Below are 15,925 nucleotides of genomic sequence, written 5' to 3'. Positions count from 1 at the left end.
TTACAGCAACATTGGTCAGATTCACGTTACCATTATTGGTAACGTCGTAAGTCCAGGTAACTGTAGAACCGATGGGTATGAATGGTCCGGTCGGATCATCAGCATCCTCGCCATTAGTGTACTTCTCAATGTCAACTGAAGAGTTAGCACCGAAGTAATGGCTTGGATCACTGTCATTTACCGGAGTACCGCTGTAATCGGCACTAACATTACCGATGTTAGCATACTGACCGGCAGTTGCAGTACCGGTTGCATTGTATACCCAGACTTCTCCAGGTTCAAGGATATCGTTACCGTTGTCACCACTGATACGAACTGGAGTGACACCCATGTTATCAGTTACAACAACATTCGTCAGGTTAACATTACCATTGTTGGTAACGTTATAGGTCCACGTTACAGTGGATCCTACAGGAATGAACGGGCCAGTTGCGTTATCAGCATCTTCGCCATAAGTGTACTTTTCTATATCAATTGCAGGAATAAGCTGGAAGAGACCAGCGTCCATCATAGAGTTGTTCTCACCTGCAGCTAGCGTTATCGCGCTAGTTCTGCCTGTCAGAAGGTCAGCATCACTATCCAGCGCGTCATCCTGACCCTGGTCCTTAAGCGTGAAATCATAGCCAATCGGCTTTATGAACCCCACACTGTAGTTACCAGGCAGCAAGCCGAAGAACTGGTAGAAGCCGCTTGTATTGGTCACAGTGGTGATTGGATTGCTGAAAACATCTAGAACTGGGTTACCACTGCCATCCAGCAGATTTATGGTCACATTTGCAACACCCAGCTCACCAGTATCCTGAATGCCATTAGCATTAACGTCCGCCCAGACGAAGTCACCGATGCGGCCGTAAATAGGTGTTCTGGCCTCGAAAGGTATTGTGATATCATTAGCAGTTGCATTTCCTGTATTCACGACTTCTGTCATGCCGGGGGTCAGGTCTACAAAATCCTTAATGATAGCCCTGAAGGTGATAGTATATGATTCACCAACTGGAAGTGCATTGACACTATCGAGAATGACTCCTCCTTCATCCAGCGGGAAAGCAGTTGCACCACTGTCAGGAATTGCAGTAGTTATTCCCGTGGCAGATTTATTCAGGTAGGTGCTGTCCTCAACGTAGATCACATCTGCCGGCAAGGAGTCCTGCAGCAGCACATCATCCACAGGAGAACGAGCAGTATTGATGATTACGATAGTGTATTCCAGCACATCCCCTGGGCTGACATAGCCGTCATTATCCATGTCTTCATACAAACTAGCAGTCTTACCATCATCAAACAACGGCAGAGGCGGTATTCCAGTACCCATATCTATTCCTGGCGCTGCAGCACTGGCAGTCAATGGATCCTCACCCCAGGCTCCTACCAGTTTGGTACCATCCAGCGTATAGAGCAGCATTCCTGTTTGGTCGCGATCGATGGTATCATAGACCTTCGCCCTTTCGAGTTCCCTTAGACTATAAGCAATGTTATATTTATTGCCGTTAGGATCGGTTAAGCCGCCCGTAGTCGGGTCTGCGTCAAAATCAACGTAGACTGTGACCAGAGTATTTCCATTTCCGATGGGTGAAACCCAGACAGGATTTCCATTTTCAGTTGGGTTTGTAGAAACAGTCGGATCACGGCCTATACCTAGACCAACCAGCAACTGCGGTGTCAGAGAACTCTCAGGGACGAGAGCAAATCCCCAATCCCATATAGAATTGTAGTAATCACCAGTGCTTCCGGAGTTACCAGAGTTAGTGGTGGACAGTGCGTAGAATTTTTGGCCACCAGTCGTGTAGAAATGTGCACCGTAATTCACATTGGTGAGAACTTGCTTGAGATAACTGTTTGCAGGAACTGTCAGCGGAGTGGTGCTTATAGTAGTGGAAGAAGTTCTAGCTTCATACTGAACTGTGATATCACTGGAAGATGGATTGTAGAGCCAGACCGTTGTCTCTACACCGTCGTAAATACCTTGTGTGTAGGGAGTTGAGACCGGAGTATAGTAACTGGTAGTCCACAGGTTTGTAGGCAACAAACGGAAGAAACGACTTTCGTATCCCACAGAAGTGGCTATATTACCAGTTATAAGGTCTACCTGTACAGGATTATTGGAAATTACACGAGCTCCTACGGAAAGACCATTGTTGACCAGATGACTCTGTCCTTCTGTAAGAGTAACAGTTGTTTCAAAGGTATTATCTGCATTTGCATCGATTTGGACTGTTGCTCCATCTTGGCCAGCCATGATCGTCATACCTGTATACTGGAACATCTGATAATCTGTGCCATCAGGGATGTTTGTACCTACCGGAACACGGAATTCCGTGCCCCAGTTATCAGTATCGTACACTTCATTGGCATCAGACATCAAAGTATTTGGCCCTGTACCCCAGCCAGCACGGACCACAGCGATTGTCTTGGTGGCTGCTATCTTATCCCTGCCACCGTATTTGATGACCGTAATAGGATCCGTGGTAGTAACAGGATTATTTAAGACAATTACAGTTCCCTCATTGATTATATCACTGGGCACTCCTGGAGGTACTCCATTTGAAGTGTCACCATCTCCCCAGATCTGTGTACCATCAACATTAGAACTTGAATATACATCAAGAGGGTTGCCGATGTCTGGTTCATAACCATTCTCATACTGATCATAATAAATAATAGTATTATCGGCAACTGCAGAGATAGAAATGTAGCTCTGCACAGGATTTACAGGTTCAATATTACCTTCCTGAATGACCTGTATAGCTGTTAACCATTGGCTTTCAGGAATCGGTACGTAAAAGAACTGTACCGGTGGCGGATTAGTGGCTGCACTGATCGTAGGCATACAGGCCAGGAAGGCCACAGCTAGAAGCATAGCTATCACTAATTTATCTCTACTCATGTTTACCCCCACCTCCTAAATCACTCAAATGACAACAGCATTATATTTTTATGAATGATTGGATGAAGTTGTCATAGATAGAATTAGGAGTGATTTATACTATCCATTCACATTTGACTTATTAACTAACATTTAGCTTGTGAAGTAACATTTAGCTTATTAGAAAACATTTTGATTTTATTTTATATAAAGGTATTCAAAATATATTAGAAATAAAGTATATTAACACATATTTATATTTTAGAGCGTGTGGTTAAATATTGTACAATGGAAGTAAATTTAAAACGGAGTAATAGAAAGAATACTTATGGACAGGTCTATTACTTTTATGGCTAGTTGATATTATTCAACGAATATATTAGTATAAGATATTATTTAATATGACTATATTTTTTGGAATACACAACATACGCACAATCTTTGAGGAACTAAGCAAATTTGTACCGAATATAGAAATAAGGATAAAATACAGATACATCGCCAATGCCCATAAAAAATGCATGAAATGAAATATAATCAAAGAAGTTTTAAAAAAGCTTTATATACAGGGAAATAAGAAGAGTGAGTCCCAACATGGGATTACTCACTCCATTCATCCTTTTGAAGTTATGATAATTATGGACAGGTTGCCGGAAGTGGCAATCCCATCCGATGGAACCAATTCTCCATCTTTTAGGAGAAGTACTGTTTCCGGGTTGATTTTGAGTTCCCTGAGCAGGTCTTCGTATTTTTTCCCTGGGAGAAATTCCATGATTGATAGCGGTTCTTTAGATGGCTCCACAGATATACGAAGAGACACACTCGAAGAGATGCTCACTCGAAATCTTCACCGCCTGGGAGTTCAACTAGCTCTTGTTTGAGCTCTGAGAGGTTATCTTGTATTAGCTTGGATTCCAATTCCTCATTTTTCTTTTCGCCTTTTCTTTCGTAATCTCTTTTTAGGAATTTTGACATACAATTCCACCTCAAATTACATCTGGTACTATTGCTATTAACCTTTTCGCAAGTTTACTCGAAGAAATGTAACATACGATAAAGTGAAACACAAGAGTTAAAGGAAAAATAAAAGACAGTAAAATATAATAACTAATTAAACCTAATCCAGATACAATCTTAGTAAAAGAATCTTGGCTGAGTGATTATAGTATAAAACGTTTGTGGGGAAGTATGACTAATATTTCAGGTGAAAATGCGGGAACAGATCTTTTAGGGTTGATAAATGGCAATAATGTTTTATTTGTATATAGTGAACAGGCTAAAATGCCTGAACTGGCATACTGTATCACGTCATCCCTTTTAGAGAAAAAGGGTATGCTAATGTCTATGTTACTCTTTAATGAGCATACCAATGGATCATCTGAAGAATTTAAGTCTCACCCAGGATTACATGCGGAACTTGCCGAAAAATGCGATGGCACATCATTGTTCTCTGTAGGAAGTGCCACTTGTCTGGATATGACAGAAGTATTGATGAAGCTCGAAGAGCAAATGAAATTAAAACAGTTGGTATTCCTTGAAGACCTTGAATATCTAAGGTGGCGCCGTAATAAGCTCCCTTTTCTGCATTTTCTTGATCTTCTTGCTTCCCGCGTGAAAGATAAAGAGGGAACAATGATCTGTACTGTTGCTCTAAATGCACTTGAAACAGAGACACAGAAACTTCTCTTCACCATATTCGACGAGGTTCTTTATGTGACAGAAGATGCTATCCAGATGGGACCAAAAAAGAGCAAGGACGACATACAGTATACTTTTAAAAATAACAGACTCACGCTAAAGCCTGCAGTGAATAGCGATATCAAAAAGATCAAAGAGATTTTCAGCCTCAGTTTAGAGGAAAGAAAAGAACTGGACAAAATTGTCCACGAGCACATCGAAGAATATCGAAAAGCATAAGATCAGCAGTTCAGCAACCTTGTTGCAATGTTGCGCAACTGCTGGCAATAGTCACAGTTATTCTCATCTAGCATTACCATCTTCCTTGACCAAGTGCGCGCCACCACATCATCAAAAGTCAGCAAGCCTAGAAGCGAAGTTCCCAGTTTTTTACTGAAATCTGCCACGATAACATTGATCTCTTCTAATTTATCCATAGGAGTTTTATTAAAAAGAAGATTCGCTTTAGTTCCTAATTTTGATGACATATTGGATAGGATATAGGTTCCCCTTATGTCCTGCATATCAATGGTGGAAACAATCGTGGCGCTGTCAGCTATATTCATGACTAGCAGGCTGGATTTGTTAATACCTGGGCTGCAATCAAATAGGATATGATCCACCTGAAACTGTTTGTTCAGGAACTTCACAACCTCAAGCATTTTATCCCTGGCCTCACCCGGAGAATTGAACATTGAAGAAATATCCTCTTCACAAGCTTTGGATGGAATGATATAAAGATCAAGATCCTTATATGGCTTGTATACGATCTCATTTATCTTGCACTCATTTTGTAAAAAATCCACCAATGTTGCAGAAAGATGAATACCAAAAAGAGAATGCAAACCCGGACCGTTCACATCTGTATCAATGATGCATACTTTATGTCCTTGCTGTGCAAAATAAACACCCAGATTACTCACAAAGGTTGTTTTTCCTGTACCACCCTTGTAAGAATGAAAACTCAGCAGCACTTTTTCACCCCAGCAACTGGTCAAGCTTGCTTTCAAGTTCTTCTACCGCAGATACATATTGTTTTTTGTCTGCCTCCAATCTCTTTTTTAAAGAGTAGAAGATCTTTTTACCTTTCCGGTCTCTTTTTAACCAGCCTGACCTGTAAAGCTCATTGAGGTACTTATTCTCAATAGACCTGTGACGACCTGTTATCTCACTCACCTCATCCGCAGTACATGACTCCAGAGTGGACACAGCAAGAAGTGACTTGCGGATAGAATCAGGAACCGTAAGAAACATGGCCATTTTATCATCTACCGGGGGAGAAGACCTAAGTTCTACCTCAGCAACACGGGATTCCAGCTGTCTTAAACGATCATCAAGATCGTTAAGCAAAGCAATAACATTAATATCATATTCAGGCACTGGCATGATGATCAACATTTGATGGATTAAATCTTATAACGAATTAATGAATGATTGGATATGGAAATGCTCGATGTATACTGAGTATGCAACAGCTACACCAATGGACATAAACATTTATTTCGATAAATATATAACTATCCAAGATTCACATTGAACTTAATAAGGTGCCCATATGCTATTTCCAACATACATACCCGATTTAGATCATATTCTCAAAGGAGGGCTTACACAACCTTCAAGTATATTGATAGCAGGACCTTCTGGCAGTGGGCGCACCATGATATGCTTACAATCGCTTTTTGCGGCTGCAAAGGCTGGCGAAAAATGCGTTTATATCACTGTGTTATCTGAACCTGCAGATAAACTGTTACACCTTGCACAAAGCTATTCATTCTTTGATGAAGAAGCAGTTAAATGCGGAAATATGCAATTCCTGGAGTTGGATAAACAAATACTGACTAAGGGAGACTATGCAACGCTCAAATATTTCCATACCCTATTGCAGGACAAGCCAAACAGGATAGTTATAGATCCGGTAACAGTATTATTAGACATATCCCCATCTTTTGAAAATGACAGAGAATTGCTTCCTTTAGAAAAAAGAGCTTTTCTTGTAAACCTGCTCCGGGATTTTGCAGCTGCAAATGCGGTACTTATCATGACAGGAGATATAACAGGAGACAAAATTAGTAGCGACAACCTAAGCCATCTTTCCGATGTAGTAATAGAGTTAGGAAACCAGGATCGAAAAAGTAATGAGATCCATAGATACATCAAGATAGTAAAATCCAGAGGCAGAGATTATATTGCCGGAAAACATGATCTGAAGTTTTCAGACGATGGATGTTCCATCACGCCTCAGTAACCTGTTTTGAGAAATAAATGAAAAAGAAAACTCATATTTACGGTATCATAAGTCCTTAAGTTCATGATGGGTGTGCTTGCGGATAATATTCACAAGCCTTATACGTGCAATATTGATCTCCTGATTATTAGCTGAAGTTGACAAAGTGTCCAGCAGTTTTTCCACAAGTAAAATGTAATCCCTCTCAGTACCTGCATCTCTCAGATTTTGAACAGCACCCTCTGAAAGCTCGCTTGTCCATTGATCGTCAGAATAGTACATCTTTTCATCGAGTTCCAGTTTTCTGCGCGCTACTTCATTGTTCACACGTACGAATATAAGTTCTACAGTATGCGGATCACCCACAAATTCATTCATGAATTGCATAATGTCCATGATCACAGCAAAATATGGAATCTCAGGATTTTCACTCTGTTTAAATGCCTGAGCTACTTCCTTTCGTAGCTTCTGTCTCATGCTTTGAAGTAAATGGTCTGTGATCTGATCTATAGCAACCGTACATTCTGCAGCAGATATAGTTTGTTCCTTATGTTGCTCTTTAAGGGGAGCTACATGATATTTAGTATGTAACTTAAGCAATTTTCTGCGCAGTTTCTGAGAATCTATATTTGCCACACTATCCTCCATCAGATATTCAAACCAATAGAAACAAGACAATAATAAATTTCAAGCCTTACAACTAACACCTTTACGCAACTTAGCCATCAGATATTGCATATCTTCTTGCATAGCATCAGACAACATTCCACTGCAGCCTGCAAGAAGTATCTCAAATCTGGAAATATCATTGCAGGATATTGCTTTACCCATGCTATGACGGAATTTAAGCGATTCATAAAGATCAACTAGCTCAGGATATACTATCCTTGGGTACTTTCTTGCTATCTCATGCCACAAAGTAACAGCTTTAGGATAAGTGAGCATCAAATGCCCTTCATACTTCTGGCCACTGCTGCCAACAGGACCTGTAACATCGCTGAAGCCCAGTTTTTTTCTGAAGAAACTTGCAGCTTCGGGATTATCCGGAATTGTCAAGACATTGCCTTTAAGATAGTATACAGCAGTCGAGAACAGCACTCTTCCAATTCCGCAATTACGGAAAGCAGAGTGAATTTCCATACTGCGCAACAGGAATAAAGAAGGTGTGACAATTTTCATCTTACCTTTTATTTCTTTTTCAGTATGTTCTTCCAGTTTCTCAAACCTTGCAAAACCTATGAGTTTGTTATTATCGGATACGGATACGAATAAGAAATGCCCTGATTCAATAGATTTCCTTAGAAGGAATTTATATGGCATTCCGAATTTTTGGTGGAAATAAATGAAACCATCCCTATCGCCAGTGCCTACATCGATATTGAGATTATCAACAGCATTCGCAGATATGAGAAGTTCATAAGACATATCTCCTGCTTTGTGAATAACCTCTGTTTGCTGCATTTATTATCAACTCTGCTCAAATGTAGTAACTGAAACCAGCTCTTATGCTTGACCTACACTGTAATACAGATACCTGCCTTTTCTTTGAGAAATGATCATACCCGATGATGATGCCTCAGCTAATACTTGCAGCAGTTCTTCGTCATCCAGTTTCACTTCAGAGGAACAGAGTGCCTTATTAAGTTGCTTTAGGGTTGAAGGGCCAACAGAACCCAAAGTACTTACAACAACTCCTGTTAGCTCACGAATATCATTAAGGTCAATGCATAGATCACTTTCAACATCAACAGCTACATCTTCATTGACATTGGAATCTTCGATGTCACTTATATCGATGTACATAACATCGTCCTGCATATCCGAGCGTAGTTTCTGTAATTGTTCCTGCAATGAAGCCACTTCTCTGGAAACTGCTTCAATGCCATGAACATCCGAGAAGACCGAGTCTACACGTGAATATAACTCAGATACCATTAATGATGTTTGTTCCCTTAGGTCATTCAGAGATGCAGCAAGAGCCGCAATTTCAGGCTGTGAAGGTACAGCCTGGGAGATCTCAGAAGACATAGAGAGAATTTCCTGTGCCCCTACCTTGCTCTGCGAGCTAGTTTCAATTAAGTCAAGCTGTGACCGTATAGTTTCCAAATTGCTATTGAGTTTCTTGAAGAGGCGCGTATGCAGGTTTACAGCGTGTGAAAGGTTTGAGATCTGATCTTTGATAGTGATAATGTCCTCGGATTTGGTTTTAATCTCTTCAAGCTGCTGATTCTGCAACTGAGCCACGAAACCCATGTTCTCAGAAACATTATCCAACTCCTGTAAATATTTGTTTACAAGGGATTCCAGATCCTTTAGACGATGATTATGCTCAGCTATCTTCTCAACTGCATATTCTCTGCTTCCGGTCTCTACAAATGATCTGAAATCCTGCGACTCATAATTCGGCACATATTCAGCCATTCTTTTAAATATTTCTATGTAAGTACCATGAATCTGTTTTGTAGAAACCAGCCGAGACTGGATGGCTTCTGATAATTCAGTTACAACAAATGAACCTTCTTCAAACCTGAAGAAATCTACACCTGCACTAAAACCACGTACATTGTCCCTGATACTGTTAATGATAGCTTCAGCTTCACTATCGCCATAGATATTTAAAATCGCTCCGTACAGATCATTCAATGTTTTTGAATATGTGATCTGCAGCACATCAGGAGGGACTTTAGCAGCATTCAGCGACTGGCCACTCAAAGCATCTTCTTCCTTCGCTACCCGGCTTAGTTTTTTGTGCAGTGTGTCGAACTCTTTTCGCAACTTCGATAACTCTTTATTTGAAGCAAGCGAAGAAATCTCACCTTTCAATGCGCTCATAGAGCCTGAATTTTGTGATAGACCTTCATCCAGCTTCAATTGCATTTCAGAGAACTTTTGTTCGAAATAAGCAAGTTTTTGCTGAATGAGTTGAAAAGCCGTATCATCACAAATGATCTGATTTTCCTTTTCAGATGATGTTCCAACAATTTTTTTAGGTTCATTATCTTTATTATTGGACTCAGATATGTGTGCTTCTTCCACAGAAGATGATGAAAGAACATCTTGTGCAAATAACGCATCTGTATTAGACTGATCTCCTGCGTCATTACCATCGCATGGCTCGATATAATCTGAGCCTTCTTCTAGCTTGTTTTTTAGATCAGTAACTTTTACCATAAAGCCACATCCGTTTTTATACAAAAGATTCAAGCTTACGCTTGATATCAGGTATCCACTCGGCCATACAAACATCAGCAATGTAGTCGCCATGTAGTGGACGTATTTGATCATTGATCACCATTTCCAGCAGCAACGGCCATAGTTTCTCCGTCATCCACTTTGGAGATGAAGCAATCTCATTGAAAGCCATAGCAAGTACCTGATCAACTTCCCCACGTCCCATAACACCTGTTATCTTCTCTTTGATATCGCTAAGAATCTCCATGTTCTTTTTATATTCAGAAGACTGCGTATACATTTCATTAAATACGCATTTTGCAAGTTCCTTTAGTTCTTTGGCGACATCTGCGGGATATGTAGAAAGCTGTGCTTCAGTCATGGGTTTTTGCTCAAAAAGGTGCTGCATGACCTCCCTTGTGATCTCTATTTTTCTCATATTCTGAGAAAGATCTATCTTCTTAGTAAACAATGAAATCAGTAGTGCACCCTTTCCTACAGATGAGAATATGACAGTACCAAAATCATATTCTATCACAGATTGCTGCAAACCCATGGAAAGCTGCTGGCTAATATGCAACAGATTGCTGGTAATAAGATTTGTCAGTTCGAAAATCTTAGGACCAATACTTTCCGGAATATAGGAAGCATATATTTTCCCATCAACACCCGCAAATAGCAATATGTCTACATCACTTGTTTCATAAGTTCTCTTCAACTGAGATACCAGCGCGAATTTTAAGAGGGATACATCCTCAAGATCCTCTTTTGTTTTTTTCACAGCCATTGGCACCACATCTGATATACTTATTTCACAAGCTCTTCCAGCTCTTTCAGATCCTCTATATCAATAAGACCTTCAGATTGCTTTTGTGGAGTAGTCGGTGTTTCTTGAGATCCCACAAATGTTTTTTCAACATCTGCAAGGAAAGCAGACTGCTCACCTGCATGTTCAGCTATCTGCTGAGCTTCTTGCTTCCTTTTTTCAACATCTTCTTTTCTAATAGAACCAGTAAGTCCCTGTGACTCAAAGAATATCTGAAGGGTTTCCTTGGGTGAGAATGAATAAGCCCAATTTTTCTTTACATATCCAATGCGTTCAAGCAAGGTTTCAGAAGCACCGAGATCAGCTGCCGTCCTAATAGCCTTATCGAACATTTCATCATATTTGTGCGCATCCTCAGCCGAAACAAGAGGAGTGGTTCTGACAACAACACCTATCCCACGCACAAATATATACGGGTAGACCTCTTCACCATGCCTTGTAGCACGCATCTTTATGATCTCAAGAGCACGGTTAAAAGCGCCTCCGATAGGCCGATACGACAAATGAACAGCACCATCTGACATGTAGATAGGAATAAGAACATCCTCACCTACCGTTTCTCCAGGAGCTGCATGTTCTTCAGTTGTGATCAGCACAGGGCCAAGCTGTTTTAATGTATAGAACAATTTGGTGATGATATCCCTTTGTTCCTGCTTATCCTGAATAGACCATATAAGCGGAGTCAGGGGGTCAATAACTACACGTGTCTTTACAGCATAGTCCTTATTTGCTTCCACAAGCGCTGGTAACTGTTCATCTACCAGTTTAACAAAATCCTTTCCCTTGGAGTGGAAGAAGAAAAGTTCTTTGTTGTAGTATTTATCCAAATTAAAACCCAACATGCGAGCTTCCCTGAGGATTTGCTCTGCTGGCTCTTCCATACTCACATAAAGAGCATTTTCTCCGTGTTCAAGCCCATAAGCAATATACTGCATAGCAAAAGTAGATTTTCCAGTACCACTTGAACCTACTACAAGCAGTGTGCTCTTATCACGCACGCCACCTTCAATGACCCTGTCCAGTCCTGCTATGCCCGTAGGAATCCTGATCTCTTCGCTCATAACAATCCCTCCGGCCCATGATTACATTCCGCCTCAGAGTTGTGATTGAGCAGACCGTTCTCCACAGAAAGGATAAGGGATTCGTTTACTTCAAAGGGGTATCCTAATTCGATATAAATGGCTTCCACCGAAGATCCGCATATAAGCATGAAATCCGAAACTTTGACCCAACCAGATTCTGTTTTACACACAACATCTTTTAGGAAGACATCTTTTGAATTGATATTGACCATCAGGCATTCTCCTCTGTAATGAGAACTGCCTGTAATGACACGTACCATCTCTCCAGAAAATCTGGAGATCAGATCACATTTACCATTTTTTGACTCACAAACCATTTTTTAGCCTCAGTTTTGTTTTTTCATCTTCGCTATGAGTTCAGCAAAGCTTCCTGCACTCTTTGCTTCTTCTTTGATCTTCGATGCCTGTTCCTGAACCGAAGGTGTAGGAGGAACGGATGTTGAAGGCGATACGGATGGTGCAGAAGGAGCTGAAGGTGGCTGTGAAACAGATGGTGGCATAGACTGTACTTTTGCAGCCATTTCCCCAAAAGCAGAGCCAAAGGTGCCATGCTTGGAAATAATTGATTTGAGCTCTTCGGCTGTTTTCCATGGTGGATCGAAAATTTTTTCTTTTATGGGCATACTGCCTGCAAATTGCATGTAGGCTTCGCCTATATCAGAAAGTTTGCCACGGTCAAGAAGTTTATAAATAGTAAGTACTTCTACCCTGCTGACAAGTTCGGGTTGCTCCATTGCAGGGGGGCGTTTACCAGAAAGGATCATTCTGTCATTATCATCAAGAAGAACCTGATATGCAGAAATTGGCTGCAGTGACACTTTGAACTTGCAGACTGCGCCACTATCTTTTACGCACTCTGTTTCTTCTACGACGCATTCAAGCTCTAGTTCCTCTTTAAAGAACCTATGCAAAGCATCAGTAGTAGCCACACACACCTTCTGGTTATGAAGAGCAGGATAAATATTACAAACAGGGCAGCCAGGAACTGCAAACACATAATGCATTGGTGCATATCCTACAAGCTGCATGTCTCCAAGACCCACATCCTTGAATAATCGCATCATAAAACCATATAGAGGAGTGGATCGGATAGACTCAATTGTATGTGCACGCAGGAATACACGAGTATCTTTCCACGGTACCTTGGAAATTGGAAATCTGGTACTAATTGTTTCCTGTATTTTTAACATGGCACCAAATGCACCCAGAGACTGGGCGAAACTGCCACCTGAAGCCATGGATGGAGGACCGCCTGCCTGTGAGGTCATGAAGGGAGGCAAGCCTGGAGGCATATCGCTCATTTCAGACCCTCCTGCTAAAGAATGGAATTTGACATTTTGACATCACATCAGCTCCTTGATCTTTGCCATTCCTTCCTGTGTCAGCTTTCCCATTGTATCACAAAGACCCTGATCTCTAAGGTTCTTGAAACTTCCAGCAAGGGTTTCAGTGTCCGCTCCTATAAAGAAGGAAAGCTTCGTCATGTCATTGACTCCAGTGTATAGCATGTAAAGCAGTTTCTTGTCAATATCAGAAAGAGACTGGGATTTGGGAGGAGTGCCACACATTGGCTGGAGATAAGCTTTCAAGGTATTGATCACTACTTCACTACCTCCTAAAAGTGCCACTGCTGATGCATATGAATCAGTGCTTACAGTGGAAGGCTGCATATAGTCTATGATCAATACATGAGTCGTACTTATGGCACGTTGTGCTTTCAAACGTATTGTACCTGGAACCTCTCTCCCGACCATTGTTATGTTCTTGAGTGGAATAGTGAACCAACCTTTTCCTTCCGAGAACCATAAATTAAGGTTAGTGAGATAAAGTACTCCTTTCTCCCAATTATCAGAATAAAGGGAAGTACCCATAATTACAGCTTTAAAGATATAATTTAGATCTACTTTTGCAATACCTTGCTCTTGTGCCATAATTTCCCTACACGTAGCTGAATTTAATTATATTTAGACAATATATAGAATTAAACGAATAAAACGCTTTCTATCCAAAAGCCAGAAAAATGTTCCATAAAAGCAATGAAAAAACAAACGAAAAAACAAAAATGAAAGTATAATTATCCTTTAAGGAAGTACCTTTCTTTTCCGCATGCGGCACATATGAAAAGGTAGCCTGGAGACTTGCCTGAAATCACATATTTGTGGGTCATGTATTCTCCACAAGCACATTGACTCATCATTTTATGTTCCTTTAAAAATTCTCTGTTTTTGAGAGCAACAGGATCTGGAGTATCTTTTGTTTCGGGAACTGAAGTACAAACTTGAGATCCTACGTTCTGAGCCCCAGTTTCAGTTTTTGGAACAGTCTTTGCTGCATTATATTGAACATTTCCTTTGATAGGTACAGTTTGCTTTGCAGATACTGCGACATCATTCTGCGCAGAAGATGAAACAGACCCTGGCTGTGGTACATCTTTATTAGAAATATCTTTCTGACACTCTGAAATCCCATCTTTGCTCAAGTTTAGTTCATCTGGCATTGTATTAAAAACGTAACCCTCTGGAAGGAAAAGATAGCCAGGGTAGCTGCTCAGATCTACAGGACAATTTTTTCCAGGTTCCTGAAAACCCAACGATAAAAAGAAAGCTTTTGCAACTGAGTTCACAGGCTTTGTCAGCATGTGCCCTATACAAGCCTTGAAACTTAGTAAAAACAATACTTTACCAATACCTTTACGTGCAATGGCAGGAGAAACTTCGATAGCTCTAAGCACATAGATAGGACGCCCATCTTTTGCATTCTGCTTCCACCTTTCTGTCATGACCCAACCAACTATGGTGATGTCGTTGATTCCCACGATAAGAGTAACAGATGGTCTTTTAAGCCAGCTGCTAAAGTTACCCATGTAATCGCTCATACCCAGATGTTTATTGAAATATTCGAATTTACCTATCTTTAACTTATCTAATTCATACGGGTATTCCAGTTTAGAGAAACTCAGTCCATTATCATAGTAAGCAAGTTCTATCATATAGAGCACCATTTTTAGTTTATCAAAGTTCCCAGTGAGGAGAGAGCAAAATTTTAAGTTCTTTTAACTTGCTCTGAAATGTACGCCTGCAAGAGCTCTGGCGGGAAGCCATTAAGCTCACCTGATCAATTTCATCTTTAGTATATCTGTTACCTGCCAATGCCTGCAATACTACATCTGCCAGCATGCCAAGGTCATCGTGGTATCCACCTTCAAGCAGGACAATGGTATGCCATCTACTGCAAATGCGGGAAACTGAATCATAATATCCATCTATCGTAAGATTTAGCTTGGCAAGCTTTTCCTTGTAATAAGAATCAAAACCACATTCCAAGATAACAAGGTCTGGACCGAACTGCTCCAGCACTTTAAGACCTATTTCTTCAAAGAAAATAGCATATTCAGAGTTTCCTGCCTCTTGTGGCATTTCCATGTTCAAGGTGTAACCTAATGCAGGTATAGAACCCATTTCCCGAATGAAACCTTTGAATGGATAAAATCCAGAAGGATCCTGATGAACAGAAATACACAACACAGATGGATCTGCATAAAAAATATTTTGTGTACCATCCGAGGCATGGGCATCGATATTGACAATAGCTATCTTCTGGCAAGAATACAGATGTTGTAAATATCTTGCAAGGATAGCAGCATTATTCAAAATGCAAAAACCACTATGTTTGTCAGCAGAAGCATGATGACCCGGCGGTCGTATCAAAGCTAAAGCATGATCACATTGACCTGTGACAACGGCTTTACCTGCTTCCAGTACAGACCCTACAGCCTGTAATAATACATCGAAAGAACCTTCACAAAGATATGTGTCATTACCAAGCCAGCCGCCGCCACTCAAAGAGCGTGACTGTACAAAAGAAAAGTATTCGGAGGTATGCACACGCAGAATGTCTTCAACTGAAGCATTTACAGGACTTAATATTCTGCAGCTATTTTTCTCAAGTACACTGTTGTCCATAAAATGCTGCAGAATCTTCTTTAATCTTGCAGGGTTTTCAGGACTTGGAAACCCTTTCAGAATATAATCATGAAGCTCATGATTATTGTTGTAGACCACCCCTACGCTGTTCATTCT

The 15,925-nt window shown here is 40.6% G+C and carries 17 protein-coding genes; 2 read left to right on the top strand and 15 right to left on the bottom strand.

Annotated elements, in window-relative coordinates; all coding sequences use genetic code 11:
* The 3 genes from ACC612_RS08430 to ACC612_RS08420 form a co-directional block, all read right to left on the bottom strand.
* Window positions 1-2,884, bottom strand: a 2,884-nt coding sequence (locus ACC612_RS08430) for an SdrD B-like domain-containing protein (RefSeq protein ID WP_371854089.1), incomplete at its 3' end; no start/stop codon positions are given.
* Between the two features lie 592 nt (window positions 2,885-3,476).
* On the bottom strand, window positions 3,477-3,701 hold the full coding sequence (locus ACC612_RS08425) for a hypothetical protein (RefSeq protein WP_371854088.1): 225 nt from the start codon (window positions 3,699-3,701) through the stop codon (window positions 3,477-3,479).
* Complete coding sequence (locus ACC612_RS08420; protein ID WP_321420768.1) at window positions 3,698-3,838, bottom strand: hypothetical protein; 141 nt, start codon at window positions 3,836-3,838, stop codon at window positions 3,698-3,700. The genes ACC612_RS08425 and ACC612_RS08420 overlap by 4 nt, the downstream gene beginning before the upstream one ends.
* Before the next feature lie 213 nt (window positions 3,839-4,051).
* Between ACC612_RS08420 and ACC612_RS08415 the strand changes: the two genes are divergently transcribed.
* Complete coding sequence (locus ACC612_RS08415; RefSeq protein WP_371854087.1) at window positions 4,052-4,780, top strand: hypothetical protein; 729 nt, start codon at window positions 4,052-4,054, stop codon at window positions 4,778-4,780.
* 2 nt (window positions 4,781-4,782) lie between these two features.
* Here ACC612_RS08415 and ACC612_RS08410 read toward each other — a convergent pair whose 3' ends face one another.
* On the bottom strand, window positions 4,783-5,550 hold the full coding sequence (locus ACC612_RS08410; RefSeq protein ID WP_371854086.1) for a MinD/ParA family protein: 768 nt from the start codon (window positions 5,548-5,550) through the stop codon (window positions 4,783-4,785).
* Window positions 5,519-5,938, bottom strand: coding sequence for a hypothetical protein (locus ACC612_RS08405; protein WP_371854085.1), 420 nt, complete (start codon window positions 5,936-5,938; stop codon window positions 5,519-5,521). The genes ACC612_RS08410 and ACC612_RS08405 overlap by 32 nt, the downstream gene beginning before the upstream one ends.
* Window positions 5,939-6,095: 157 nt before the next feature.
* Between ACC612_RS08405 and ACC612_RS08400 the strand changes: the two genes are divergently transcribed.
* Complete coding sequence (locus ACC612_RS08400; RefSeq protein WP_371854084.1) at window positions 6,096-6,788, top strand: RAD55 family ATPase; 693 nt, start codon at window positions 6,096-6,098, stop codon at window positions 6,786-6,788.
* A gap of 45 nt (window positions 6,789-6,833) precedes the next feature.
* Here the strand turns inward: ACC612_RS08400 and ACC612_RS08395 are convergent, their stop codons facing one another.
* From ACC612_RS08395 to ACC612_RS08350, 10 genes are all read right to left on the bottom strand, one after another.
* The gene (locus tag ACC612_RS08395) at window positions 6,834-7,403 is read right to left on the bottom strand and encodes a hypothetical protein (RefSeq protein WP_371854083.1); all 570 of its coding nucleotides are present in this window, start codon (window positions 7,401-7,403) and stop codon (window positions 6,834-6,836) included.
* 51 nt (window positions 7,404-7,454) lie between these two features.
* Entirely contained in the window at window positions 7,455-8,228 is a 774-nt protein-coding gene (locus tag ACC612_RS08390) for a GNAT family N-acetyltransferase (RefSeq protein ID WP_371854082.1), read from the bottom strand.
* 42 nt (window positions 8,229-8,270) lie between these two features.
* Window positions 8,271-9,938, bottom strand: coding sequence for a hypothetical protein (locus tag ACC612_RS08385; protein ID WP_371854081.1), 1,668 nt, complete (start codon window positions 9,936-9,938; stop codon window positions 8,271-8,273).
* Between the two features lie 16 nt (window positions 9,939-9,954).
* The gene (locus tag ACC612_RS08380) at window positions 9,955-10,725 is read right to left on the bottom strand and encodes a hypothetical protein (RefSeq protein ID WP_371854080.1); all 771 of its coding nucleotides are present in this window, start codon (window positions 10,723-10,725) and stop codon (window positions 9,955-9,957) included.
* 20 nt (window positions 10,726-10,745) lie between these two features.
* Complete coding sequence (locus ACC612_RS08375) at window positions 10,746-11,825, bottom strand: RAD55 family ATPase (protein WP_371854079.1); 1,080 nt, start codon at window positions 11,823-11,825, stop codon at window positions 10,746-10,748.
* The gene (locus ACC612_RS08370) at window positions 11,822-12,163 is read right to left on the bottom strand and encodes a hypothetical protein (protein ID WP_371854078.1); all 342 of its coding nucleotides are present in this window, start codon (window positions 12,161-12,163) and stop codon (window positions 11,822-11,824) included. Before ACC612_RS08370 ends, ACC612_RS08375 begins: the two co-directional genes overlap by 4 nt.
* 9 nt (window positions 12,164-12,172) lie before the next feature.
* Window positions 12,173-13,147, bottom strand: coding sequence for a hypothetical protein (locus ACC612_RS08365; RefSeq protein WP_371854077.1), 975 nt, complete (start codon window positions 13,145-13,147; stop codon window positions 12,173-12,175).
* 42 nt (window positions 13,148-13,189) lie between these two features.
* The gene (locus ACC612_RS08360) at window positions 13,190-13,777 is read right to left on the bottom strand and encodes a hypothetical protein (RefSeq protein WP_371854076.1); all 588 of its coding nucleotides are present in this window, start codon (window positions 13,775-13,777) and stop codon (window positions 13,190-13,192) included.
* Window positions 13,778-13,920: 143 nt separating this feature from the next.
* On the bottom strand, window positions 13,921-14,835 hold the full coding sequence (locus ACC612_RS08355; RefSeq protein ID WP_371854075.1) for a GNAT family N-acetyltransferase: 915 nt from the start codon (window positions 14,833-14,835) through the stop codon (window positions 13,921-13,923).
* Window positions 14,836-14,857: 22 nt separating this feature from the next.
* The gene (locus ACC612_RS08350) at window positions 14,858-15,922 is read right to left on the bottom strand and encodes a histone deacetylase (RefSeq protein WP_371854074.1); all 1,065 of its coding nucleotides are present in this window, start codon (window positions 15,920-15,922) and stop codon (window positions 14,858-14,860) included.
* Window positions 15,923-15,925 lie beyond the last annotated feature (3 nt).

Origin of the sequence: Methanomethylovorans sp., from assembly GCF_041447285.1 — an archaeon.
GTDB lineage: Archaea > Halobacteriota > Methanosarcinia > Methanosarcinales > Methanosarcinaceae > Methanomethylovorans.
Note: the sequence above shows the minus strand (reverse complement) of the source record. Positions and strands in the feature narration are given on the sequence as shown.

What these genes read in the sequence shown, in the direction of transcription:
- ACC612_RS08415 (WP_371854087.1), top strand. Translation starts at nt 4,052, where the DNA reads ATGACTAATATTTCAGGTGAAAATGCGGGAACAGATCTTTTAGGGTTG.
- ACC612_RS08365 (WP_371854077.1), bottom strand. Translation starts at nt 13,147, where the DNA reads ATGAGCGATATGCCTCCAGGCTTGCCTCCCTTCATGACCTCACAGGCA.
- ACC612_RS08370 (WP_371854078.1), bottom strand. Translation starts at nt 12,163, where the DNA reads ATGGTTTGTGAGTCAAAAAATGGTAAATGTGATCTGATCTCCAGATTT.
- ACC612_RS08375 (WP_371854079.1), bottom strand. Translation starts at nt 11,825, where the DNA reads ATGAGCGAAGAGATCAGGATTCCTACGGGCATAGCAGGACTGGACAGG.
- ACC612_RS08420 (WP_321420768.1), bottom strand. Translation starts at nt 3,838, where the DNA reads ATGTCAAAATTCCTAAAAAGAGATTACGAAAGAAAAGGCGAAAAGAAA.
- ACC612_RS08350 (WP_371854074.1), bottom strand. Translation starts at nt 15,922, where the DNA reads ATGAACAGCGTAGGGGTGGTCTACAACAATAATCATGAGCTTCATGAT.
- ACC612_RS08380 (WP_371854080.1), bottom strand. Translation starts at nt 10,725, where the DNA reads ATGGCTGTGAAAAAAACAAAAGAGGATCTTGAGGATGTATCCCTCTTA.
- ACC612_RS08385 (WP_371854081.1), bottom strand. Translation starts at nt 9,938, where the DNA reads ATGGTAAAAGTTACTGATCTAAAAAACAAGCTAGAAGAAGGCTCAGAT.
- ACC612_RS08390 (WP_371854082.1), bottom strand. Translation starts at nt 8,228, where the DNA reads ATGCAGCAAACAGAGGTTATTCACAAAGCAGGAGATATGTCTTATGAA.
- ACC612_RS08405 (WP_371854085.1), bottom strand. Translation starts at nt 5,938, where the DNA reads ATGTTGATCATCATGCCAGTGCCTGAATATGATATTAATGTTATTGCT.
- ACC612_RS08355 (WP_371854075.1), bottom strand. Translation starts at nt 14,835, where the DNA reads ATGATAGAACTTGCTTACTATGATAATGGACTGAGTTTCTCTAAACTG.
- ACC612_RS08360 (WP_371854076.1), bottom strand. Translation starts at nt 13,777, where the DNA reads ATGGCACAAGAGCAAGGTATTGCAAAAGTAGATCTAAATTATATCTTT.
- ACC612_RS08400 (WP_371854084.1), top strand. Translation starts at nt 6,096, where the DNA reads ATGCTATTTCCAACATACATACCCGATTTAGATCATATTCTCAAAGGA.